This is a genomic window from Streptomyces sp. NPDC044061, from assembly GCF_056434305.1.
In genome coordinates, this window is the sequence record NZ_JBWKFL010000009.1 from 267,436 (window position 1) to 288,371 (window position 20,936).

26 protein-coding genes are annotated in these 20,936 nt (G+C 72.1%); 10 read left to right on the forward strand and 16 right to left on the reverse strand.

The window, feature by feature from the left end:
* Window positions 1-41: 41 nt before the first annotated feature.
* From AC07CM_RS17335 to AC07CM_RS17345, 3 genes are all read left to right on the forward strand, one after another.
* A complete protein-coding gene (locus AC07CM_RS17335) occupies window positions 42-632 on the forward strand; it encodes a TetR/AcrR family transcriptional regulator (protein ID WP_478877232.1) in 591 nt (196 codons plus the stop codon).
* A gap of 44 nt (window positions 633-676) precedes the next feature.
* Complete coding sequence (locus AC07CM_RS17340; protein WP_478877233.1) at window positions 677-1,189, forward strand: DinB family protein; 513 nt, start codon at window positions 677-679, stop codon at window positions 1,187-1,189.
* Window positions 1,190-1,305: 116 nt separating this feature from the next.
* A complete protein-coding gene (locus tag AC07CM_RS17345; protein WP_478877234.1) occupies window positions 1,306-1,767 on the forward strand; it encodes a hypothetical protein in 462 nt (153 codons plus the stop codon).
* A 43-nt stretch (window positions 1,768-1,810) separates the two neighbouring features.
* On the opposite strand, the gene AC07CM_RS17350 is transcribed toward AC07CM_RS17345, so the two are convergent.
* From AC07CM_RS17350 to AC07CM_RS17380, 7 genes are all read right to left on the reverse strand, one after another.
* Complete coding sequence (locus tag AC07CM_RS17350; protein ID WP_478877235.1) at window positions 1,811-2,332, reverse strand: hypothetical protein; 522 nt, start codon at window positions 2,330-2,332, stop codon at window positions 1,811-1,813.
* 213 nt (window positions 2,333-2,545) lie between these two features.
* Entirely contained in the window at window positions 2,546-3,229 is a 684-nt protein-coding gene (locus AC07CM_RS17355; RefSeq protein WP_478877236.1) for a uracil-DNA glycosylase, read from the reverse strand.
* Between the two features lie 96 nt (window positions 3,230-3,325).
* Window positions 3,326-4,903, reverse strand: a complete 1,578-nt coding sequence (locus AC07CM_RS17360; protein WP_478877237.1) for an ABC transporter substrate-binding protein — start codon at window positions 4,901-4,903, stop codon at window positions 3,326-3,328.
* A gap of 201 nt (window positions 4,904-5,104) precedes the next feature.
* The gene (locus AC07CM_RS17365; protein ID WP_478877238.1) at window positions 5,105-5,869 is read right to left on the reverse strand and encodes an SDR family oxidoreductase; all 765 of its coding nucleotides are present in this window, start codon (window positions 5,867-5,869) and stop codon (window positions 5,105-5,107) included.
* 58 nt (window positions 5,870-5,927) lie between these two features.
* Window positions 5,928-6,689 (reverse strand): 3-oxoacyl-ACP reductase FabG, encoded by a 762-nt coding sequence (fabG, locus tag AC07CM_RS17370; protein WP_478877239.1) that lies wholly within the window; start codon window positions 6,687-6,689, stop codon window positions 5,928-5,930.
* 147 nt (window positions 6,690-6,836) lie between these two features.
* On the reverse strand, window positions 6,837-7,286 hold the full coding sequence (locus AC07CM_RS17375; protein WP_478877240.1) for a DUF3037 domain-containing protein: 450 nt from the start codon (window positions 7,284-7,286) through the stop codon (window positions 6,837-6,839).
* Window positions 7,283-8,047, reverse strand: a complete 765-nt coding sequence (locus AC07CM_RS17380) for a HipA family kinase (RefSeq protein ID WP_478877241.1) — start codon at window positions 8,045-8,047, stop codon at window positions 7,283-7,285. The genes AC07CM_RS17375 and AC07CM_RS17380 overlap by 4 nt, the downstream gene beginning before the upstream one ends.
* Window positions 8,048-8,221: 174 nt before the next feature.
* On the opposite strand from AC07CM_RS17380, the gene AC07CM_RS17385 reads away from it, so the two are divergent.
* Window positions 8,222-8,719: a Rieske (2Fe-2S) protein gene (locus AC07CM_RS17385; protein ID WP_478877242.1), complete on the forward strand. Its 498-nt coding sequence runs from the start codon at window positions 8,222-8,224 to the stop codon at window positions 8,717-8,719.
* 6 nt (window positions 8,720-8,725) lie between these two features.
* On the opposite strand, the gene AC07CM_RS17390 is transcribed toward AC07CM_RS17385, so the two are convergent.
* Window positions 8,726-9,370 (reverse strand): cysteine hydrolase family protein, encoded by a 645-nt coding sequence (locus AC07CM_RS17390; RefSeq protein WP_478877243.1) that lies wholly within the window; start codon window positions 9,368-9,370, stop codon window positions 8,726-8,728.
* A gap of 162 nt (window positions 9,371-9,532) precedes the next feature.
* Here AC07CM_RS17390 and AC07CM_RS17395 point away from each other — a divergent pair, with 162 nt between their 5' ends.
* Window positions 9,533-10,003 carry a pyridoxamine 5'-phosphate oxidase family protein gene (locus tag AC07CM_RS17395; protein ID WP_478877244.1) on the forward strand — a complete coding sequence of 157 codons (471 nt, stop codon included), beginning with the start codon at window positions 9,533-9,535 and terminating at the stop codon, window positions 10,001-10,003.
* A gap of 3 nt (window positions 10,004-10,006) precedes the next feature.
* On the opposite strand, the gene AC07CM_RS17400 is transcribed toward AC07CM_RS17395, so the two are convergent.
* A complete protein-coding gene (locus AC07CM_RS17400) occupies window positions 10,007-10,909 on the reverse strand; it encodes a LysR family transcriptional regulator (protein ID WP_478877245.1) in 903 nt (300 codons plus the stop codon).
* Between the two features lie 74 nt (window positions 10,910-10,983).
* Here AC07CM_RS17400 and AC07CM_RS17405 point away from each other — a divergent pair, with 74 nt between their 5' ends.
* Window positions 10,984-11,913, forward strand: coding sequence for a DMT family transporter (locus AC07CM_RS17405; RefSeq protein ID WP_478877246.1), 930 nt, complete (start codon window positions 10,984-10,986; stop codon window positions 11,911-11,913).
* A 10-nt stretch (window positions 11,914-11,923) separates the two neighbouring features.
* Here AC07CM_RS17405 and AC07CM_RS17410 read toward each other — a convergent pair whose 3' ends face one another.
* Complete coding sequence (locus AC07CM_RS17410) at window positions 11,924-13,255, reverse strand: aminotransferase class I/II-fold pyridoxal phosphate-dependent enzyme (RefSeq protein WP_478877247.1); 1,332 nt, start codon at window positions 13,253-13,255, stop codon at window positions 11,924-11,926.
* A 35-nt stretch (window positions 13,256-13,290) separates the two neighbouring features.
* Between AC07CM_RS17410 and AC07CM_RS17415 the strand changes: the two genes are divergently transcribed.
* Window positions 13,291-13,974 carry a pyridoxamine 5'-phosphate oxidase family protein gene (locus tag AC07CM_RS17415; RefSeq protein WP_478877248.1) on the forward strand — a complete coding sequence of 228 codons (684 nt, stop codon included), beginning with the start codon at window positions 13,291-13,293 and terminating at the stop codon, window positions 13,972-13,974.
* Window positions 13,975-13,990: 16 nt separating this feature from the next.
* Here AC07CM_RS17415 and AC07CM_RS17420 read toward each other — a convergent pair whose 3' ends face one another.
* From AC07CM_RS17420 to AC07CM_RS17430, 3 genes are all read right to left on the reverse strand, one after another.
* Window positions 13,991-14,929, reverse strand: coding sequence for a DMT family transporter (locus AC07CM_RS17420; RefSeq protein WP_478877249.1), 939 nt, complete (start codon window positions 14,927-14,929; stop codon window positions 13,991-13,993).
* Window positions 14,930-15,123: 194 nt separating this feature from the next.
* Window positions 15,124-16,128, reverse strand: coding sequence for an EamA family transporter (locus AC07CM_RS17425; RefSeq protein ID WP_478877250.1), 1,005 nt, complete (start codon window positions 16,126-16,128; stop codon window positions 15,124-15,126).
* Between the two features lie 87 nt (window positions 16,129-16,215).
* Window positions 16,216-16,797 carry a hypothetical protein gene (locus AC07CM_RS17430; protein WP_478877251.1) on the reverse strand — a complete coding sequence of 194 codons (582 nt, stop codon included), beginning with the start codon at window positions 16,795-16,797 and terminating at the stop codon, window positions 16,216-16,218.
* A 214-nt stretch (window positions 16,798-17,011) separates the two neighbouring features.
* Here AC07CM_RS17430 and AC07CM_RS17435 point away from each other — a divergent pair, with 214 nt between their 5' ends.
* Complete coding sequence (locus AC07CM_RS17435) at window positions 17,012-17,440, forward strand: type II toxin-antitoxin system Rv0910 family toxin (protein ID WP_478877252.1); 429 nt, start codon at window positions 17,012-17,014, stop codon at window positions 17,438-17,440.
* A gap of 110 nt (window positions 17,441-17,550) precedes the next feature.
* Here AC07CM_RS17435 and AC07CM_RS17440 read toward each other — a convergent pair whose 3' ends face one another.
* Window positions 17,551-18,201: a PadR family transcriptional regulator gene (locus tag AC07CM_RS17440; protein ID WP_478877253.1), complete on the reverse strand. Its 651-nt coding sequence runs from the start codon at window positions 18,199-18,201 to the stop codon at window positions 17,551-17,553.
* A gap of 125 nt (window positions 18,202-18,326) precedes the next feature.
* Complete coding sequence (locus AC07CM_RS17445; protein ID WP_478877254.1) at window positions 18,327-18,692, reverse strand: MerR family transcriptional regulator; 366 nt, start codon at window positions 18,690-18,692, stop codon at window positions 18,327-18,329.
* Window positions 18,693-18,785: 93 nt separating this feature from the next.
* Between AC07CM_RS17445 and AC07CM_RS17450 the strand changes: the two genes are divergently transcribed.
* Window positions 18,786-19,229 (forward strand): hypothetical protein, encoded by a 444-nt coding sequence (locus tag AC07CM_RS17450; protein WP_478877255.1) that lies wholly within the window; start codon window positions 18,786-18,788, stop codon window positions 19,227-19,229.
* 44 nt (window positions 19,230-19,273) lie between these two features.
* Window positions 19,274-20,086 carry a PhzF family phenazine biosynthesis protein gene (locus AC07CM_RS17455; RefSeq protein ID WP_478877256.1) on the forward strand — a complete coding sequence of 271 codons (813 nt, stop codon included), beginning with the start codon at window positions 19,274-19,276 and terminating at the stop codon, window positions 20,084-20,086.
* Between the two features lie 15 nt (window positions 20,087-20,101).
* Here AC07CM_RS17455 and AC07CM_RS17460 read toward each other — a convergent pair whose 3' ends face one another.
* Complete coding sequence (locus AC07CM_RS17460; protein WP_478877257.1) at window positions 20,102-20,899, reverse strand: CPBP family intramembrane glutamic endopeptidase; 798 nt, start codon at window positions 20,897-20,899, stop codon at window positions 20,102-20,104.
* Window positions 20,900-20,936: the final 37 nt, after the last annotated feature.

Below are 20,936 nucleotides of genomic sequence, written 5' to 3' on the forward strand. Positions count from 1 at the left end.
CGACTGTACTACAGACGTAGTGAGACAGGTAGGGTCGCCTCATGTCCGAACGCACCCCGAACGCGACCCGCGCCGGTCTGGTGGCCGACACCGCCCTCGCCCTGCTCGCCGAGCGCGGGATGCGCGGGCTGACGCACCGGGCGGTGGACGAGGCGGCCGGGCTGCCGCAGGGCTCGACCTCGAACGTGGCGCGCACCCGGCAGGCGCTGCTGGAACTCGCGGTGCGGCGGCACGCCGAGCGGGAGGCGCGGGTGCTCGCGGTGGAGGAGATGCCGGACCCGAGCGGCGGGCTCGACGCTCTGGCCGAGGGGCTGGCGCTGGCGGTGCACCGCTCCCTGACCGGCGGCCGCGAGCTGCTGATCGCCCGCTACGAACTGGCCCTGGAGGCCACCCGCCGCCCCGAACTGCGGACCCTCTACGACGCGACCGGCGCCGTCTTCAAGGAGCAGCTGGCCGCGATGCTCACCGCCGTCGGCTCCACGGACCCGGCGCGGCACGTGCTGTCGCTCATCGCCTGGGCGGACGGGCTGATGTTCTCCTGCGCGGCCGGTTCCTTCAGCGCCCGGGTGCCGAGTCTGGAGGAGGTGCGCAGGGGGGTGCGGGAGCTGCTGAGGGGAATGCTGGAGGCCTGAAAACCCGCTGGTCGCACGGTGCGCGGTGTTGCGAGGATGCGGGCATGACGAGCGAACGCCACGAGCCCGCCCAGAACGCCGGTGAACGCGCCATGCTGGAGGGCTGGCTGGACTACCACCGCCGGACCCTGGCCTGGAAGTGCGAAGGCATGACCGACGAGCAGCTGCGCACCGCTTCCGTGCCGCCGTCCGAGCTGTCCCTCATGGGCCTGGTGCGGCACATGGCGGAGGTGGAGCGGGGCTGGTTCCGCAAGGTGCTGGTGGGCGACGACCCGGGGCCGATCTACTACACGGAGGACGACCGGGACGGCGAGTTCCACCTCACCGAGGCCGACACCTGGGAGGAGGCCCACGGCACCTGGCAGGCGGAGATCGAGACGGCCCGGCGCAACGCGGCCGGCTTCGGGCTCGACGACCTCTCCCGGGGCAGCAGCCGGTTCACCGAGGAGCCGTTCAGCCTCCGCTGGATCTACACGCACATGATCGAGGAGTACGCCCGGCACAACGGCCACGCCGACCTGGTCCGCGAGCGGATCGACGGCGCCACCGGCGACTGAGCGTCATCCTCGGCACCCGAGGACCCCCCCGTATGGTGCACGGGATCACTCGTGCGGGTGCCTCCACCTCCGATGCACGGTGCCAAGGCGGGGGCGGACCCAGCAGAGTTGCGCGGGTGCATCGAACGACGACGACCGCAGCGCTGCTGGTCTCCGTGGCCGTCTCGGCCCTCTCCGGCTGTGTGACGGTACAGCGCCAGGCGACACCCGCGCCGCCGGACACGGCACGCTGGCAGACCACGGCGCCCCGGCCGGACGGCAGCGCCAGGCCGCGGGTGGTACAGGCACCGGCGCGAGAGGCACTGGAGATGGTCGGCCCGTCCAAGCGCCGGCCCCGCGCCGCCGCGTCCGCCCCGGACCGGGCCCCGGCGGCACCACCGGTCGCCCAGCGCCCGCCGGCGCCGCCCGCGCAGCCCCGGCCGCACCCGGACCGCCCGAGGCTGCCCCACATCGACGTCCCGGACGTGCCGCGGCCCGGCCCGAACGCTCCGGACGTCTGCGCCCTGGGCAAGGAGTACGGCGGCTGGCGTCAGGACAGCCCCGAGGCGGCGATCTGCGAGCGGGCGTACGGCCGTTGACCCCGCCGCACGGTCGCGCGCACCACGGCCCGCCGGAGCGGCCCTAGGCGGTCGGCCGCTGCCGGGGCGGCCCCCAGGAGTCGCCGTCCGCGGAGCCGTCCTCGCCGAGGCGCAGCTCCAGACGGCTGATCGCCGCGCGTACCCCGTCGCCGTAGCCGTCGTCGGTCAGGGATCCGGAGGCGCGGCGGGCCCGGCGCAAATGGCTGCGGGCGGCCTCGGCGCGGCCGAGCTTGACGTAGTCGGCGGCCAGGTTGAGGTGGAGAGAGGGGAGGAAGGCGTGCACGCTCACCGGGTCACCGGTGCCGCGGCCGTCGGCCAGTTCCTCCGCCGCGGACAACGCCCGCAGGTCCCATGCCAGTTCGTCGGAAGGGTCGTCCTGGGTGTCGGCCAGGTAGTGGGCCAGGGTGCAGCGGTGCAGCGGTGCGCCGTCCTCGCCGATCTCCGCCCACAGCTGCAGGAAGCGGCGCCTGGCCTCCTCGCGGTCGCCGCCGTGATGCAGCATCACGACCTGCCCGATCCGCGTCAGCACGGCATCCGGCGCCGCCTGCTCCTGTCGCTCCGCCACGGTGCCCTCCGGGGGTTTGCCGGGTTGTCCGGTCCCGACGGTAATCGGGAGCGGCGGCATTCCTGGTCAGGCTGCGCCGTGGTGCGATCGGCCGGTGACCGAGCGCGGGTCCCTTGCGGCTGGTCACGCCCAGGCGGCGGAGCCGCACATCGATGCGGCCCCACGCCCCTTCGGGAACTGCGGTGCCCCCGGCTCCACCGCTCCTGTCGCCGGTCAGGCCAGGTTCGGGATGCGCCAGTCGACCGGCTCATGCCCCTGCAGGGCGATCGCCTCGTTGATCTGCGTGAACGGGCGGGAGCCGAAGAACTTCTTCGCGGACAGCGGGGAGGGGTGCGCGCCCTTGACCACGATGTGCCGGCTCTCGTCGATCAGCGGGAGCTTCTTCTGCGCGTAGTTGCCCCACAGCACGAAGACCGCCGGGTCGGGCCGGGAGGCCACGGCGCGGATGACGGCGTCGGTGAACTTCTCCCAGCCCTTGCCCTTGTGCGAGTTGGCCTCGCCGCCCCGGACGGTGAGCACCGCGTTGAGCAGCAGCACGCCCTGCTGCGCCCACGGCATCAGATAGCCGTTGTCCGGGACGGGCAGGCCCAGCTCCTCGCGCATCTCCTTGTAGATGTTCCGGAGGGACGGCGGGGTCTTCACGCCCGGCCGGACGGAGAAGCACAGGCCGTGGCCCTGACCCTCGCCGTGGTACGGGTCCTGGCCGAGGACGAGGACCTTGACCTTGTCGTACGGCGTGGCGTCCAGCGCCGCGAAGACCTCCTCGCGCGGCGGGTGGACGGGACCCTTCGCCCGCTCCTCCTCGACGAACTCGGTCAGCTCCTTGAAGTAGGGCTGCTGCAGTTCGTCGCCCAGAACCCCGCGCCAGGACTCGGGCAGCATGGCGATGTCGGTCACGTCAACGTCCTCACGATGTCAATCAACTACGGCGTGCGGTCACTTCAGGCCTCAGAACCTACAGGCGACCACTGACAACCGGTGCCGCGAGGGTGTTCACCAGCTGGTCTTGCGGTGCAGCTCCCACATCATCATGATCGTGGACGGGTCGAGGGCCTGCTCGCCGCCCGAGATGTCGTCGTTGGCCGCGATGAACTGCCTGCCCTGCCACAGCGGCAGCAGCCGGGCGTCGTTCACCATGATCTGCTGGGCCTCCTCCAGGTCCTTCACCACCTTCGCGCGGTCGCTCTGGGCGCGCGAGCGGGGCAGCAGCACCGAGGTGATCTGCTTGGAGGGGTAGGGCGTACCGAGGGCGTTGTGGTCACCGACGAACGGCGCGATGAAGTTGTCGGCGTCGGGGAAGTCCGGGAACCAACCGCGGCCGAACACCGGGTACTCGCCCTTCTGGTAGCCGACCACGTAGGTCTTCCAGGGGCGGCTCTTGAGGGTGATCGTGAACAGGCCCGAGGCCTCCAGCTGCCGCTTCAGCTCCTTGAACATCACGGCCGTCTCGGAGCCGTAGCGGTCGGTGGTGTACCAGAGGGTGAGCGGGACACGCTGGGTGATGCCCGCGTTCGTCAGGATCTTGCGGGCCTTGGGGACGTTCGGGTCGCCGAAGCTGTCGAAGAAGGCCGTGGTGTGGGCGGTCAGGCCCTTGGGGACCATGGAGTACAGCGGGTCCACGGTGTCCATGTAGACCTTGTGCGCGATCGCGCCGCGGTCGACGACCTGGGCGATGGCCTTGCGGACGGCGGGCTGCTTGGCCCACGGGTCCTTGGGGTTGAACACCAGGTAGCTGATGTCGGTGCCCGCGCCGTCCACCAGTTGCAGGTCGGAGTTGCCCTGCCGCTGCAGGGTGATGATGTCGTCGGCGGCCAGACCGCGGTAGGTGACGTCGATCTGCTTGTCGCGCAGCGCCTTGACCATGCTGGCCGAGTCCTGGAAGTAGCGGATGGTCACCGCGCTGTTCTGCCGGTCGGCGAAGCCCTCGTAGTGGTCGTTGCGGACCAGGACGGCCTGCTTGCCCTCCTGGTACGACTGGAGCTTGTACGGCCCGGAGCCGAAGACCTGGTTGTCCTTGCGCAGGGAGTTCGCCGGGTAGTCGTCGGGGTCGACGATCGACATGGCGGGGGTGGCCAGCACGAACGGGAACGTGGCGTCGGACTGGTTGAGGTGGAAGACCACCTCGCTGTCGCCGACCGCCTCCACCCGGTCCAGGCTGCCGAGCAGTCCGGCGGGGCCGCTCGGAGCGTTGATGGTGCGGATGCGGTTGATCGAGTGCTGGACGGCCTCGGCGTTCAGCGGGTCGCCGTCGGCGAACTTCAGGCCCCCACGCAGCTTGCAGCGGTAGGTCCGGCTGCTGGAGTCCGTGAAGGAGCAGCGCTCAGCGGCGTCGGGCTGCGGGGTGGTGGCACCGTTCGGGTAGGCGAGGAGCGTCTGGAAGATGTTGCGGTACAGCTCCCAGGACCCGTCCCAGGCGCCGGCCGGGTCCAGCGTACTGGGGGCGCTGGTGGTGCCCACGACGATCGGGCCCTTGCTGTCGGGATCGCCGTCGGACAGCAGACCGCAGCCCGCCACCAGGGATAGGGACGCGATCGCCGCGACTCTCCGCAGGAATCGGTTCCGGTTGAACACGCGCACGCTCCTCGATCTGCCATACCAAGGGTCGGCAGACCATACCGCAGCGTCCGGCCCCCCGAACCTCCTCCGGAGCAGGACTTCTTGATCGATTGAGCTATGACGACGTTGTCATGGCACTGTGCGCACCCCGTACAGCGTTTCGGGCGCCGTTCCGCTGGGAAACGGCGCCCGAACGAGACGACCGGACGGAGCGGGTCAGGCGCCCACGCCGGCGTTGAGGAAGATGCCGCCGTCCACGACGAGCGTCTGGCCGGTGACCCAGTCGGACTGCGTGGAGGTGAGGAACGCGGCCGCCCCGCCGATGTCGGAGGGCACGCCGAGCCGGCCGAGCGGGTAGGCGGCGGCCGCCTCCGCCTCCCGGCCCTCGTACAGGGCCTGGGCGAACTTGGTCTTCACGACGGCCGGGGCGATGGCGTTGACCCGCACCTTGGGCGCGAACTCGTGCGCGAGCTGCTGGGTCAGGTTGATCATCGCGGCCTTGCTGACGCCGTAGGCGCCGATGAACGGCGAGGGCGCGAGACCCGCGATCGAGGCGATGTTGACGATCGCGCCGCCGTTGTCCTTCTGCCAGGCGTGCCAGGTCTTCTGGGCGAAGCCGAGCGCCGAGATCACGTTGGTCTCGAACACCTTGCGGGCGACGTCCAGGTCGAGGTCCGCGATGGGCCCGAAGACCGGGTTGGTGCCCGCGTTGTTGATCAGGTGGTCGACGCGGCCGAAGGCCTCCATGGTGCGCTCGACGGCCTCGGCCTGGTGGGCGAGGTCGTGGGCCTTGCCGGCGACGGCGATGACCCGTTCGGCGCCGAGCTGCTCGACGGCCTCCTTCAGGGCGTCCTCGTTGCGGCCGGTGATGCACACGCGGTCACCGCGGGCGACCAGCGCCTCGGCGACGCCGTAGCCGATGCCGCGGCTCGCGCCCGTGACCAGGGCGACCTTGCCGGAAAGCTCCGGGAGTTCAGTCATGTCCGTTGTTCTCCGTTTTTCTGAGTTTCCCCGAGTTTTCCCGAGTTTCCCCGAAGCCCTAGTCCAGCGGTCCGCCGGCGACGTACAGCACCTGGCCGGAGACGAAGCCGGCCGCCTCGCCGGTGAAGAAGGCGATGGCGTTGGCGATGTCCTCGGGCTCACCGACGCGCTGCACCGGGATCTGGGTGGCGGCGGCCTTCTTGAAGTCGTCGAAGCCCATGCCGACGCGGTCGGCGGTGGCCTTGGTCATCTCGGTGGCGATGAAGCCGGGGGCGACGGCGTTGGCGGTGATGCCGAACTTGCCCAGTTCGAGGGCGAGGGTCTTGGTGAAGCCCTGCAGACCGGCCTTGGCGGCGGAGTAGTTGACCTGGCCGCGGTTGCCGAGCGCCGAGGAGGAGGAGAGGTTGACGACCCGGCCGAAGCCCGCGTCGACCATGTGCTTCTGGACGGCCTTGGTCATCAGGAACGAGCCGCGCAGGTGCACGTTCATGACGGTGTCCCAGTCGGAGACGCTCATCTTGAACAGCAGGTTGTCGCGCAGCACGCCCGCGTTGTTGACCAGGATCGTCGGGGCGCCCAGCTCCGCCACGATCCGGGCGACGGCCGCCTCGACCTGCGCCTCGTCGGAGACGTCCGCGCCGACCGCGATGGCCTTGCCGCCGGCCGCGGTGATCTTCTCGACGGTGTCCTTGCAGGCGGCCTCGTCCAGGTCGATCACGGCGACCGCACGACCCTCGGCGGCCAGTCGTACGGCGGTGGCGGCGCCGATACCGCGCGCCCCGCCGGTGACTACCGCGACCCGCTGTTCAGTGGTGGACATGTGCTGCTTCTCCTCGCCCTTGAGAGAACCTGTCTGGCTCCTGAGTGAGCCAACCATGCGGTGAGCGACCGCTTAGTACCTTCAACACCCGTGACGCTAGAAGCCCTGGCACCCGGTGTCAACGGGACACCGGGCCGGTGTGATCCATTACCTCACCAGGAGGTCCAGCAGGCGCTCGGTCTCGGCCGCCGGATCCGTGGTCAGACCGGTGTGCACCGGCCCGGGTTGCACGATGGTGGAGCGCGGCGCGATCAGCCAGCGGTAGCGGCGCCCCGCGTCGTCGCCGGCCGCCTGCCCGGCCTCCTGCCCACCCGCGCAGTGGCGTTCGACCGCGCCGAGCGCGGCCCGCACCCCGGCCACGTCGGCGGCCGGGTCGAGGGCCAGCAGCCGGGCCTCGTCGAGATGGGTGCGGGCTCCCACGTAGGCCCGGGCGCGGCAGTAGACGACCACGCCCGCGTTGATGCACTCGCCGCGCTCGACGCGGGGTACGACCCGCAGCAGCGCGTACTCGAACACGTCCCGGTCACCGCCCTGGCCCGCCCGGGTGATGTGGCGCTCGGTCACATGACCGGCCATGTGAATGTGGCGCTCGCTCACTTGTCCTCCTCGATGCCGGTGATGCGCTCGGCGATGACGGCGGCCCGGGCGAGCAGCGGCCGGACGTAGGCCCTGCGGAGGTCGTCCGGGGTGTCGAAGCCGGGCTCGTCGGCGAGCCAGGCGTCCGGGATCTCGGCGGTGACCTCGGTGAGGAGGTCCTCGGTGACCCGGGGGGCCAGCTCGGCCGCGGCGGCGGTCACGTCCGGGGCGAAGCGGGCGAGGGCGTGGTCGGAGGCGTCGTAGGGACGGGCCGCCGAGGCCTCGGCGGAGGGCCAGTTGTGGTGCCAGATCATCGTGGCGCCGTGGTCGATGAGCCACAGCTCGCCGCGGTGCACCAGGAGGTTGGGGTTGCGCCAGGAGCGGTCCACGTTGTTGATCAGCGCGTCGAACCAGACGATCCGCCCGGCCTCCCCGGGGCTCACCGGGAAGGCGAGCGGGTCGTAGCCGAGCGCGCCGGAGAGGAAGTCCATGCCGAGGTTGGTGCCGCCGCTGGACCGCAGCAGCTCCTGCACCTGCTGCTCGGGTTCGCCGAGCCCCAGGACGGAGTCCAGCTGGACGGTGACCAGGCGGGGCATCCGCAGTCCGAGCCTGCGGGCGAGTTCGCCGCAGACGACCTCGGCGACCAGTGTCTTGCGGCCCTGTCCCGCACCGGTGAACTTCATGACGTACGTCCCGAAGTCGTCGGCCTCGACGAGCCCCGGCAGCGAGCCGCCCTCACGCAGAGGCGTGATGTAGCGCGTCGCGGTGACTTCCTTGAGCATCGCCCCAGGTTACTGGGACGGGGCCGCCGGGCCTGGTAGACAGCTGACCGACAGCCGTGGTTCGCGGCGGTCTCATGCCCCGGGGCAAGGATCTGGGTGCCGTCTGAACGGGTGGCGCCCCAGGACCGTACCCCTGGGCGGATCACGAACAGCTCCGCGGAAGGGAACGCCCACATGACCAGCGCATCGCTCAAGCCCGAATCGGGACCGGCCCGCCGTACCGTCGTGGCGGCGGCCGGAGCGGCCGGGCTCGCCGCCGCGCTGACCGCCTGCGGTTCGGGCGACGACTCGTCGAACACCGTCGACACCGGGTCCGGATCCTCCGGTGCCGCAGGCTCCACCGGCTCCACCGGCTCCGCGCAGAACGGCGGCTCCGCGGCCGGCGGCACGGCGCTCGCCAAGACCTCGGACATCCCGGAGGGAGGCGGCAAGATCTTCAAGGACCAGGGCGTGGTGGTCACGCAGCCCTCGTCGGGCACCTACAAGGCGTTCTCCTCGAAGTGCACGCACCAGGGCTGCGCGGTGAGCAGCATCGAGAACGGCGTGATCGTCTGTCCGTGCCACAAGAGCCACTTCTCCGTCGAGGACGGGAGCGTGAAGCAGGGTCCCGCGACCCAGGCGCTGCCCGCCACGAAGATCACCGTCTCCGGCGACGAGATCAAGCTGGCCTGAGCCGCGTCACGCCCGCTGGCGCGGCCGTTCGAAGCAGCCGAGCACCTCGTCCGTGGTCGTGACGGTGGCGACCAGGGCGAGGGTGTTGCGGATCATGACGGGTGTGTAGTCGGCGGGCACGCCCGCGATGGCGTCGGCCGGGACGACGGCGGTGTAGCCGCGGTTGACCGCGTCGAACACCGCGTTCGGGATCGCCACGTTGGCCGAGACGCCGGTGACGATCAGGGTGCGGCAGCCGAGATTGCGCAGCAACGCGTCGACCTCGGTGCCCTGGACCGGGGACAGGCCGTGCAGCCGTCGCACGACGAGATCATCCTCGGTGACCTCGATCGGCGGCGCCACCCGCACCGCCGTGCTGCCGCTCAACTGCTGTACGGGGAGCCGTTCGGCGGCCCGGAAGAGGCGGGCGTTGCGGCCGGCGCCGCGGCCGTCCGGGCGGCGCTCGGCGATGGCGTGGATCACCTGCACCCCGCTCTCGTGCGCGGCGGCGACCAGCCGGGCGACGTTGCGCAGGGCGCCGGAGGAGCGGGCCTCGCGGGCGAGTTCGGGCAGCGCGCTGTCCGGGCCGACCACCCCCTGCTGGCACTCCACGGTCAGCAGCACGGTCGCCGCGCGATCGAGCAGGTCGCCCAGCGCTTCGTACGACGGCATGGCGCCTCCTTTCGCCGAGGTGCGGGGCGGTGAGAGTAACCACCCCGGCTCGCGAGGGGAAGACGAGCCGACGGAGGGGCCATTCCCTTTTCTGACGTGATGTCAGAGGATCAACACAGCACGGAAGTTCCTCTGGCACGACGTGGGAGAAGAGGGGGCCGTATGACCGTCACTCAGCAGCGCCGGGGCCGGAAGATCATGATGACGCCCGGTGAGCTGGACGAGTTCCTCACGAGCCAGCGCACCTGCCGGGTCGCGACCGTCTCGGCGGACGGCGCGCCGCATGTGAGCGCGCTGTGGTTCGCCTGGGACGGCACCTCGCTGTGGCTGTACTCGGTGGTGCGCAGCAGGCGCTGGGCCCAGCTGCGCCGCGACCCCCGGGTGGCGGTCGTGGTCGACTCGGGCGAGGAGTACGACCAGTTGCGCGGGGTCGAGCTGTCCGGGCGGGTGGAGTTCGTGGGCGAGGTGCCGCGGACCGGGGAACTGTGCGCCGAACTCGACACGGCGGAGACGCTGTTCGCGCGCAAGAACTTCGGGCTGGACGAGATGCCGCACGACGGCAGGCACGCCTGGGCCCGGCTGACCCCGGAGAAGACCGTGTCCTGGGACTTCCGGAAGCTGGGGGCGCCGTAGCGGTCAGCCGAGCTGCCGGGCCGCCGCCCGCAGGGCCTCGACCGCCGCGCGGATCGAGGGGCGGCGGTCCGCGTCGGCCCGCCAGACGACGTACACATGCCGGCGCACGCGCTGGCTGAGCGGGATCATGACGATGCCCGGGGGCACCGGGTGCCGGCCCAGCAACGGTGCGATGCACACGCCCAACCCGGCAGCCACCAGGCCGAGCTGGGTGTGGGTCTCGCCGGCGCGGTGGCCGACGATCGGCTCGATGCCCTTCGAGCGCAGCGTGAACATCAGCCACTCGTGGCAGAACTCGCCCTCGCCCCAGGTGATCCACTCGTCCTCCGCGAACTCGGCGAGGTCCACCTCGTCCCGGTCCGCGAGCCGGTGGCCCACGGGCATGGCGACATCGGCCGGATCGTCCAGCAGGGGCGCCTTGACCAGGCCGTCGGGCACGGGCATCGGCTTGTTGTACCAGTCCAGGACGACCGCGAGGTCGAGGTCGCCGCGCACGACGCCGGCGATGCCCTGCTCGGGTTCGAGTTCGCTGGAGCGCACCCGCAGCCCCGGGTGCTGGGCGCGCAGGGCGGCGAGCGCCGTCGGGAACAGGCCGCGGGCGGCGGTCGGGAACGCCGAGAGGCGCAGTTCGCCGACGACCTGGCCGCGGTGCGCCTCCAGGTCGGACTGGGCGAGCTCCACCTGCGAGAGGATCCGCGCCGCGTGCTCTGACAGCAGTCGCCCGGCGTCCGTGAGCCGTACTCCGCGCCCGTTCTTGGCGAGCAGCCGCTGGCCGACCTCACGCTCCAGCTTGCCCAGCTGCTGGGAGACCGCGGACGTGGTGACGTGCAGCGCGTCGGCGGCGGCGCTGACCGAGCCGTGCCGGGCGAGGGCGTCGAGGGTGCGCAGGCGCTCGAGGTTCAACATGTAAGTGATTCTAAGAGGTATCAGGTGAGAAATTTCGATTGTGCTACGAGGTTGCCTCCAGCATCGTTGAGGTCATGAGCACGGTCACCGCATCCAGGACGCAGTCCCCCGCCACCGCCCCTCCCCGCCCCCGCCTCGACTGGCGGCTCCGCTTCGGCGCCCTGTCGCTGATCTGGGGCTTCAGCTTCCTGCTGATCAAGGTGGGCACGGAGAGTTACGCACCCTTCCAGGTCACCCTGGGTCGGCTGGTGTTCGGTACGGCGGTCCTGGCGGCGGCGATGGCCGTGAAGCGGGAGCGGCTGCCGCGCGGGGCGCGCACCTGGGGGCACCTGGCGGTCGCCGCCTTCTTCCTGAACGCGCTTCCGTTCTCCCTCTTCGCCTACTCGGAGCTGACCATCCCCTCCACGCTGGCCGGGATCTGCAACGCCACCTCGCCGCTGTGGGGAATGGCGCTGTCCCTGGTCGCGCTCTCCGAGGACCGGCCGACACGGGTTCGCTTCGCCGGCCTCGGCCTGGGGTTCCTGGGGGTGCTGACCGTGCTGGGGGCGTGGCAGGGGTTCCACGGTCTGGATGCCACGGGTACGGCGATGGCGCTGCTGGCGTCGCTGAGCTATCCGGTCGGCTGGATCTACGTGCGGCGGACGCTGGCCGGGACGGGCAACTCCCATCTGTCGATGACGGGGGCGCAGCTGCTGTTGGCGACGCTGCAACTTGCCGTCGTCACACCGCTGTTCACCTCGTTCCCGACCCGCTTCCCGGTCGCTCCGCTGCTGGCCGTCGCCGCGCTGGGGGCTCTGGGGACGGGGCTTGCGGTGCTCATCCAGTACGGGTTGGTCGCGGAGGTCGGGCCCACCACGGCGCAGATGGTCACCTATTTCATCCCGGTCATCGCCACGGCCGCGGGAGTGGCGATTCTCGGAGAGTCGCTGCGGTGGACCACGCCGGTGGGCGCGGTGATCGTTCTTGCGGGGGCCGCGCTCACCCAGGTGCGGAAGAAGGCCTGAAAGGGCCTGCTCACACGTAGGTTCGCACCGGTGTCGGACCCATCGCCGCCGCTACCGCGTCCGCCAGGGGACCCGTCTCCTCCGGGGTCAGCGTCGAGATCGTGACGCGGATCCCCGGTGGTGCGTTCAGGCGGAACCGGGCTCCCGGAGTGACCGCCCAGCCCGCGTGGAGCAGTCGGGCCACCACGCCCGTCTCGTCGGGGACCGGCACCCAGACGTTCATGCCGCTGCGGCCGCGCGCCGTCACACCGCGTTCGGCCAGCGCCTCGACCAGGGCGTCCCGGCGGGCGCCGTACGAGGCCGCCACCTCGCGCGTGTCCACCGCGCCGTCGCTCCACAGCCGCACCACGGCCCGCTGGACGAGCCGGCTCACCCACCCGGGACCCAGCCGCTGCCGCCCCCGCACCCGGTCGACCGTGACGTCGTCCCCGGTGAACACCGCCAGGCGCAGATCCGGGCCCCAGGCCTTGGCCGCGGAACGCACGAAGGCCCAGTGCCGGGTGGACCCGGCGAGCGGATGCAGGGGCACGTCGACGATGCCGTGGCCGTGGTCGTCCTCGATCAGCAACGTCTCGGGGTACTCCCGCAGCACGGACCGGAGCGCACGCGCGCGCGGGGCGGTCAGCGCGGCGCCGGTGGGGTTCTGCGCCCGATCCGTGACGATCAGGGCCCTCGCCCCGGACTCCAGCGCGCGGCGGACCTCCTCGGGGCGCGGCCCTTCGTCGTCGACGCCGACGGGCACGGTGCGCAGTCCGAGCGCCGGGACCAGATCCAGCAGGCTGCCCCAGCCGGGGTCTTCCACGGCCACCCGGTCACCCGGCTTGAGGTGCGCGGCGAGGACCCGCTCGACGGCGTCCAGGGAGCCGGATGCCACGGTGACGGGGCCGTCCGGCACCCCGTCGGCGTCCAGGGCGGTGCGGGCGAGGTGCGCCAGCTCGGGCTCCACCGGATCGTGCCCGTACAGCACCGGTTCCCGGTCGCTCCGCGCCGCGGCCGCCGCGAACGCCTCCGCCAGGTGTGGCAGCAGCGCGGGGTCCGGGTTGCCGTCGGCGACGTCCCGCACCCCCTCGGGCACGTCCACCCTGATCTGCTCACGCCCGGTCGTGGCCGGCTTCGGCCGGACCCTGCTGCCCCGCCGCCCGGCGGTCTCGATCACCCCGCGCTCGCGCAGGGTGCGGTAGGCGGCCGCCACGGTGTTCGCGTTCACCCCGAGCCGGACCGCCAACTCCCGCATGGGAGGCAGTGGTTGGCCCGGCTCCAGCTCCCCGGAGCCGACCGCTCGCTCGACACTGGCGGCGATCTCGGCTGCGCCCTGCCCCTGAATCGGATACTCTCCTAGCACAAAACTAATTATGCACTAGTGCAATGGAGAACACCATGCAGGGGACCCAGGAAACGCAGCCGCAGCCCGCCGCGTACACCCCGACCGACCGCACGGTGCCCACGCGTTCCGCGCAGCGGGCGTCGTACGACAAGGACGTGGTGCACGCGATACTCGACGAGGGCTACGTCTGCCATCTGGGCTTCGTCCGCGACGGCGCCCCGGTGGTGCTGCCCACGCTGTACGGCCGGGTCGGCGAGCGGCTCTACGTCCACGGGTCCACCGGTTCGCGGCCGCTGCGCATGACAGGTGAGGCCGACCCGGGCCTCGAGGTGTGCCTGACGGTCACCCATGTCGACGGGCTCGTCCTGGCCCGCTCCGCCTTCCACCACTCGATCAACTACCGCTCCGTGGTGGTGCACGGCGTCGCGCACGAGGTCACCGACCCCGAGGAGCGGCGGCTGGCCCTGGACGCCCTGGTGGACCACGTGGTGCCGGGCCGGGCCGCCGACTCCAGGCCCGCGAACAAGAAGGAACTGGCCGCCACCGCGGTGATCCGCCTCGACCTCGACCAGGTCTCCGCCAAGATCCGCACGGGCGGCGCGAACGACGAGCCCGAGGACCTCTCCCTGCCGCACTGGGCGGGGGTCGTCCCGCTCCGCAAGGGCTACGACACCCCCGTCGCCAACGCCGACCTGGCACCCGGCGTCGAGCTGCCGGAGTACCTGGCCGCGCGGTGACCCGAGCCGCCCGGGGTCACACGGGGACCGGCTCCCGGTGCGCGCGGGCCTCGCTCGACGCCAGGCCCGCGACCGCGCCGAGCATCAGCAGGGTGCCGGTCACGGTGGCCGCCGTCAGGTGCTCGCCGAGCAGGACGACGGCCAGCACGGCCGCCGTCACCGGCTCCAGCAGCATGATCACGGAGACGGTGGCGGACCGTACGACGGCGGCGCCCGCGAAGTAGAGGGCGTAGGCGAGTGCCGTCGGGACGGACGCGATGTACCCGAGAAGCACCAGCAGCCGCACCGGGTGGTCGGTGTGCGGGAACAGCCCCTCGACCAGGGCGAACGGCAACAGGCACAGGGCGGTGACCCCGAAGGCCCCGACGGTGGTGCCGGAGGCGCCGGCACCGGCGTCGCGCCCCCACCACCGGGTCAGCAGCGTCATCGCCGAGTAACCGGCCGCCGACACGAGGGCGTAGAGCACGCCCAGCGGCCGGACGGTCGCGGCCGAGCCTCCCAGTGTCAGCACGACCAGCCCGGCGAGGGCCCCGCCGACCGCGAGGACGCCGCCCGCGCCCAGCCGCTCCCCCAGCGCGAGCCGGGCGCCGATCGCGATGAGGACGGGTCCGGCGCCGAGGGTGACCACGGTGGCCACGGCCAGCCCGGTCGACGCGACGGCCGCGAAGTAGGCGGTCTGGAACACCGCGAGCCCGAGACCGGTGGCGAGGGCCCTGCCGGCCCTGCGGCGCAGCGGTTCGCGGGCGGCGCAACGGCCCCGGGAGCGCAGCAGACGCCCGGCCAGGAGCAGCACGAGCCCGGCGGCGCAGCGCCAGAAGGAGAGGGCGAAGGGGCCCATGTCGCCGGCCCGGTAGACCAGGGAGGCGGCGGCGCCCACGGTGCCCCAGGTGGCACCGGTGACGATCAGGTAGAGCAGGCCACGCCCGACGGGCAGGCCAGAGGCAGCGTTCGACACGAGGTTTTCTCCGCAGAGGCGCACGAAGGTGCGGAAGGTCGGAAGGCGGCCCGGCTCAGCGGGTCGCGCGGACTTCGTCTGCGGGCAGCACCGTCCCCGCCCGGCGCCGTGCGCCAGGGCGTGTTCTTCCCGGAGGCCCGCCTCAGGCGGCCGGCGGCGAAAGGGCGAGTACGTCGGACGGCATGATCAGCACCCTAGGCCGCCGTTCCCCGGGCGGACAACTCCCTTTCCGCGCCACCCGCGGCCACCGGCTCGGCCGAGCCCTTGGCGGGTGTCGAGGACTGGGCGATGAAGGCACCGACCAGGACGACGGCACCGCCCAGGACCTGCGGCGCCGACAGGTGCTCGCCGAGCAGCACCCAGGCCAGCACGGTCGCGATGACCGCCTCCAGACAGGCGACGACGCCCGCGACCTGCGGGGACAGCCGCCGTACGGAGAGCACCCCGGTGATGTACGCGACGACCGTGGCGACCAGGACGATCCAGGCCAGCAGGGCGGCGGCCGGTACGGCGGTGCCGTTCAGTCGCGCGGCGCCGGCCAGCACTGACCAGTCCATGCTCCACGGGCGGGCCACCACGGTCAGTACGGCGGTGCCGACGAGCAGGCCGTAGGCGATGACGCCGAGCGGGTCCGGCGCCCGGTCGCCCGCCTCGCTGCCCTGGTCGGCGAGGACGAAGTAGCCGACCTGGCAGCAGGCGGCGCCGAGCGCGAACAACAGGCCGAGCGCGTCGAAGCTCAGCCCCGACCACACCTCCACCACGCAGGCGAGACCGCCGGCCGCGAGGACCACGCCGAGCGCGGCCGCGCGCGACACCGGCCGCCGTTGCACGAACCGCACCCAGCCGAGCACGAGCGCGGGGGCCAGGTACTCGACGAGGAGCGCCACGCCGACCGGGATGCGGGAGAGCGCGGCGAAGTAGCAGGCCTGGACACCGGCGACGGCCAGCAGCCCGAACCCGGCGAGCAGAGCGGGACGGCGGCGCAGCAGGGCGCGGTGCCGCACGGCGAGGGGCAGCATCAACACGGCGGCGCCGGCGACCCTCAGCCACACCACGTGGAGCGGGTCGAGCCCCGCCTCGATCAACGGCTTGGCCGCCACTCCGGACCCGCCGAAGGCCAGTGCCGAAGCGAGGGCGAGGCCGAGCCCGACGCCCCTGCCGTGGCTGCCCTGACTGCTCTCAGACGTATGCACCGGCACATGATGACAGGCGACGACAGGAGCGTCACCCTCGTTGACACCTGTCTCAGGAGATGGACAGGGGGGGTGAGGGGCCGACGGCCCGGTTCAGCAGAGCGCCCCGCCGTCGCCGGCGCACTCTCCCGCGGGCGCCTCGACCCGGGCGCACAGCTCGCGGGCGGGGATGCCGGCGCGCTCGAGAACCTCCACCGCCCGGGACCGCTGGTCCACGACGAGCGCGGCGAGCAGTTCGGTGCCACGGGCCGTCGCCCCGCCGCGCTGCCGGGCGCGGCGGCGGGCATCCTCCATGGCGGCGGCCGCGGTGGGCGACCAGGCTCCGGCTTCCTTGGGCTCACCGCCGTACAGGGCGAGGTCGGGCACGACGGCGATCGCGCCGGAGTCCTCCACCGTGCTCTGCCAGCGCAGTCCGTAACCGATGCTGCGCTGCACGAGATAGCCGAGCAGCCGGGCGAGCTGCGGGGCGTCGCCGACGGCGGCGCGGACCTCGGGGTCGGACTCGAGGAGCGAGTGGAGCAGATGGGCGGTGTCGATCTGCCGGTCCCCGTCCCGCACGGCCCTGCGGCGGGCAGCGGCGACCACCGCTGCCAGCTCGGCACCGAGCCCGACGGCGTCGTCCGGGAGCGGGCCGCCCTGGTCACCGGCGGGATGACGGCCTGTACGGTGTTGCACATCCTCTACCTCATCAGCCTCAGGGGGCCGCGTCATCGGCGAGGGGAACCATTCTCGCGTCCCGCAGGGAGTGGACGCCGCCGGCCGGAATCTCATCCTTGAGGAGGAGATCAGGCCGCGGAACCACAATTCCTGACGGTTCATCAGTATTGAATGTTCAAGGCCCTGCGGCTACGTTCCGCGACACCGTAGCCCGACACGAAGGGGTGGTCGCATGGCCGAAGTCAGCGCGGAGGCACGCATCCAGGCACCGGCCGAGAAGGTGTGGGCCCAGCTCACCGACTGGTCGGCGTACGGCGAGTGGAACGCGACCCACACCAGCTTCCCCGAGGGCGGGCCCGAAAGTCTGGCGGTGGGCGGCACGTTCCAGGAGAACATGAAGCTGATGGGCTTCCCGGCGGAGGTCGACTGGACCATCGAGGAGTTGGAGCCGGCGCGGGTGTTCGCCATCCGCGGCAAGGGCCCGATGGCGGTCACCGTGGCCACCCGCTACACGCTCACCCCGGACGGCGAGGCCACGACGGTCCGCATCGACGGCGAGTTCACCGGCGCCGCGGTGTCACTGATGGCGGGCAAGCTCAAGGACTCGGCGACGGCCGCGCTGAACGAGTCCCTGCGCAAGCTGGGCGGACTGGTGGCCTGAGGCCTGAGCACGGACACGTCCCCCTGGCACGGGAAGGCGCCCCGCGGAGTCTCCACGGGGCGCCTTCGTGCCGGCCGTACGACCTCGACGCTCGTCCTCGGTGCTCGTCCTCAGTGTTCGTCGGCGAGGATGAGGTACAGCTTCTTGCGGGCGTCGTTGACGACCGCCAGCGCCTTCTCGCGCTGCTCCTTGGTTCCGGTGTTCCAGACCTGCCCGAAGGCCTGCATCAGACCGAAGCCGGCCTGCCGGACCTCACCGAGGGCCTCCCAGTCGACCCCGCGCGAGGCCTCCTCCCAGGGCGCCTCCGGGCCTTCGGCGGCGGCGGCGCGGCCACTCTCGGTCAGGGAGAACAGCTTCTTGCCGCCCTCGCTCGCACTGGCGATCAGACCCTCGTCCTCCAGCAGCTGCAGGGTGGGGTAGACCGAGCCGGGGCTGGGCTTCCACGCGCCGCCGCTGCGCTCGGCGATCTCCTGGATCATCTCGTAGCCGTGCATGGGCCGGTCCTTGAGCAGGGCCAGGATCGAGGCGCGCACGTCACCGCGCCGCGCCCGCCCCCTCGGGCCTCCCCGCCCTCGCGGCCCCCAGGGCCCCGGGCCGCCGAAGCCGGGGCCGAAACCGGGCCCGCCGGGACCGAAACCGGGGCCACCCGGACCGAAGGGCCCGAAGGCGGCCCGCCGGGCCTCGAATCCACCGAACCCGCCCCGGCCGCGCCGGCCCGGGCCGTCCTGACGATGTCCACGCTCGAATCCGTGGGTACGCATCGCGATCACTCCATTTCCATCGTTGATCTGTCACGTATCGATCGCGTTCCTTACGCGATGGCTCAACGATATATCGGTAACGATCGCATGACAAGCCCCTCCCGCAAGCCCGGCAGGTGTGCTGGTCAGCCGCCCGTGCCGGTCGCCCGCAGCGGGCAGCCGGTACCGACGCGCGAGGTCAGATCGGCGCGCAGGGCCACGAGTTCCGCCATGCGCTCGTCGATGACGCGGATCTTGTCCGCGAGCAGCGCGGACAGCGCCTCGGCACTGTCGGGGGCGTCGCGCAGCTCGGCGCCGTGCCGGGCGATCTCCGCCAGCGTGAAACCGAGGGTCTGCGCGGTGCGGACGTAGTACAGCCAGGTCAGCGTCTCGGGCGGGAAGTCGCGGTAACCGTTGGACAGACGCCGGCCCTCGATCAGCCCGATGCGCTCGTAGAAGCGAACGGTGTCCTTGGACAGGCCCGCTCGAGCGGCCAGTTCTCCGATGCGCACGACTCCCCCACCGCTTCCCGGACTTGACCTTGGAGCGTACTCCGCTGTTTAGCGTGAGCCGCGACCCAGCAGAGCCCGACCGAGGAGCCCTCCGTGAGCCCTTCCGCGCCCTCCCGCCCCGCCTACCTGCGCCTCGTGCGGTCGAGCGGCTGGTACGACCTGCTCGTCACCGCCGGCTTCGCGACGCCGTGGACGTACGCGCTGGTGCACCGCCTGCTGTCGGCGGCGGGTGACGCCGCCGGGCTGGGCACCCTCCCCGCCCAGGACCCGATGCAGACCCTCTACGCCAACCTGATGGGCTCGGTCGTGGTCGTCTGGTCCGTCCTGCGCGTCGTACGACCGTTGCCCCTGCACGGCCTGCTCGACGGAGTCGCACGCACGCTCTTCGCCCTGGGGCAGGCGTACGCGCTGGCGCACGGCGGCCCGCGGGTGCTGTGGCCGTTCCTCGTGGTGGAGGTGGCGTTCGGCGTGGCTCAGCTCGCGCCCTGGGTCACGGTGCGCGGGGCCGGCACGGCGAAATCGGTCCAACGCTCGTGAATTGGCCTTGGTCCGCGGCTTCCCGCGGCTCTAGCGTCTGCGCCATGCGCATTCGAATCGTCGACGCCTTCACCGACCGGCCCTTCGCCGGCAACCCGGCCGGGGTCCTGCTGCTGGACGACGTCTTCCCGGACGACGACTGGCTCCAGAACGTGGCCCTGGAGGTCAACCACGCCGAAACGGCGTTCGCGCACCGGCTGCCGGAGGGCGGCGAGGCGGACTGGGCGCTGCGCTGGTTCACGCCCGTCGCCGAGGTCGCGATGTGCGGGCACGCGACGCTCGCCACCGCCCACGTCCTGCACACCAGCGGCGCCCACGAGGGGCCGGTGCGGTTCGCCACCCGCAGCGGGGTGCTCGTCGCCACGCCCGGCCCGGACGGCTGGATCACCCTGGACTTTCCCACCGCCCCGCTCACCCCGGTGCAGGTCCCGGACGGGCTCGCCAAGGCCCTGGGCGCCGAGCCGGTCGTCGCCCACGACACGGGACCCCACGTCGGCGACCTGCTCGTGGAGCTGGCCGACGAGCGGACGGTCCTCGGACTCGCTCCCGATCACAAGGCCCTCATGGCGCACTCCTCGCGCGGTGTCATCGCCACCGCCCGTGCCGACGACCCGTCCCTCGGCTACGACTTCGTCTCCCGCTGCTTCTTCCCGAACGTCGGCATCGACGAGGACCCGGTGACCGGCAGCGCCCACACCGCGCTCGCCCCGCACTGGTCCGCCCGCCTCGGCCGGGGCGAACTCACCGGTCTGCAGGCCTCCCGCCGCAGCGGCCTGGTCCGCACCGCACTGCGCGGTGACCGCACGCTGCTCACCGGCCGCGCGGTCACGGTCATCGAGGGCGAACTGCTCGCCTGAGCGGGCGGCCCGTCCTCAGACCGTCGGCAGCCAGCCCACCTTGCCGGCGAGCAGGGCGTAGCCGACGAACGCGCCGATGTCGAGCAGGGAGTGCGCGACGACCAGCGGCCCGACCCGGCCCCAGCGCCGGTAGAGCAGGACGAAGACCACGCCCATGACCATGTTGCCGAGGAAGCCGCCGATGCCCTGGTAGAGGTGGTACGAGCCGCGCAGGACCGCACTGGCCACCAGTGCGGTCCCCGGGGTCCAGCCCAACTGCCCCAGCCTGCGCAGCAGATAGCCGACGACGATGACCTCCTCGAGGATCGCGTTCTGCAGCGCGGACAGGATCAGCACCGGGTACTTCCACCACACGCCGGGCAGCGCCTCGGGCACCACGGTGAGGTTGAAGCCGAGGCCGCGGGCGGCCAGGTAGAAGGCGATACCGGTGCTTCCGATCACCGCCGCGATCGCGGCGCCCCGGCCGAGGTCGGGCCAGGGGCGGGTGCGGTCGAAGCCGAGCGTGCGCAGGCTCTCGCCCTCGCGCATCAGCAGATGGGCCACCAGGAGCACGGGGACCAGCGCGCTGGCGATGCCGAAGAGCTGCCAGGCGAGGTCGAGCCAGGGGCGGCCGGGCGCGGCCGAGGCGTTGAGGGTGGCCGCCTGGTCCTTGAGCCCGCCCGGTTTGGTGACCGACCCGACGAAACTGATGAACGCGGACACCCCGCTCGCCCCGAGCGACAGCGCCAGAACGAGCAGCGTCTCGTCCCGGAAGATCCGCCGCGGGAACCGCTGCGGATGAGCCTCGGCCACCGGGTCAGCCTCCACGTGCACTCCTGCCTTCGGTCCGGTCGTGCGAGGTCACAGCATG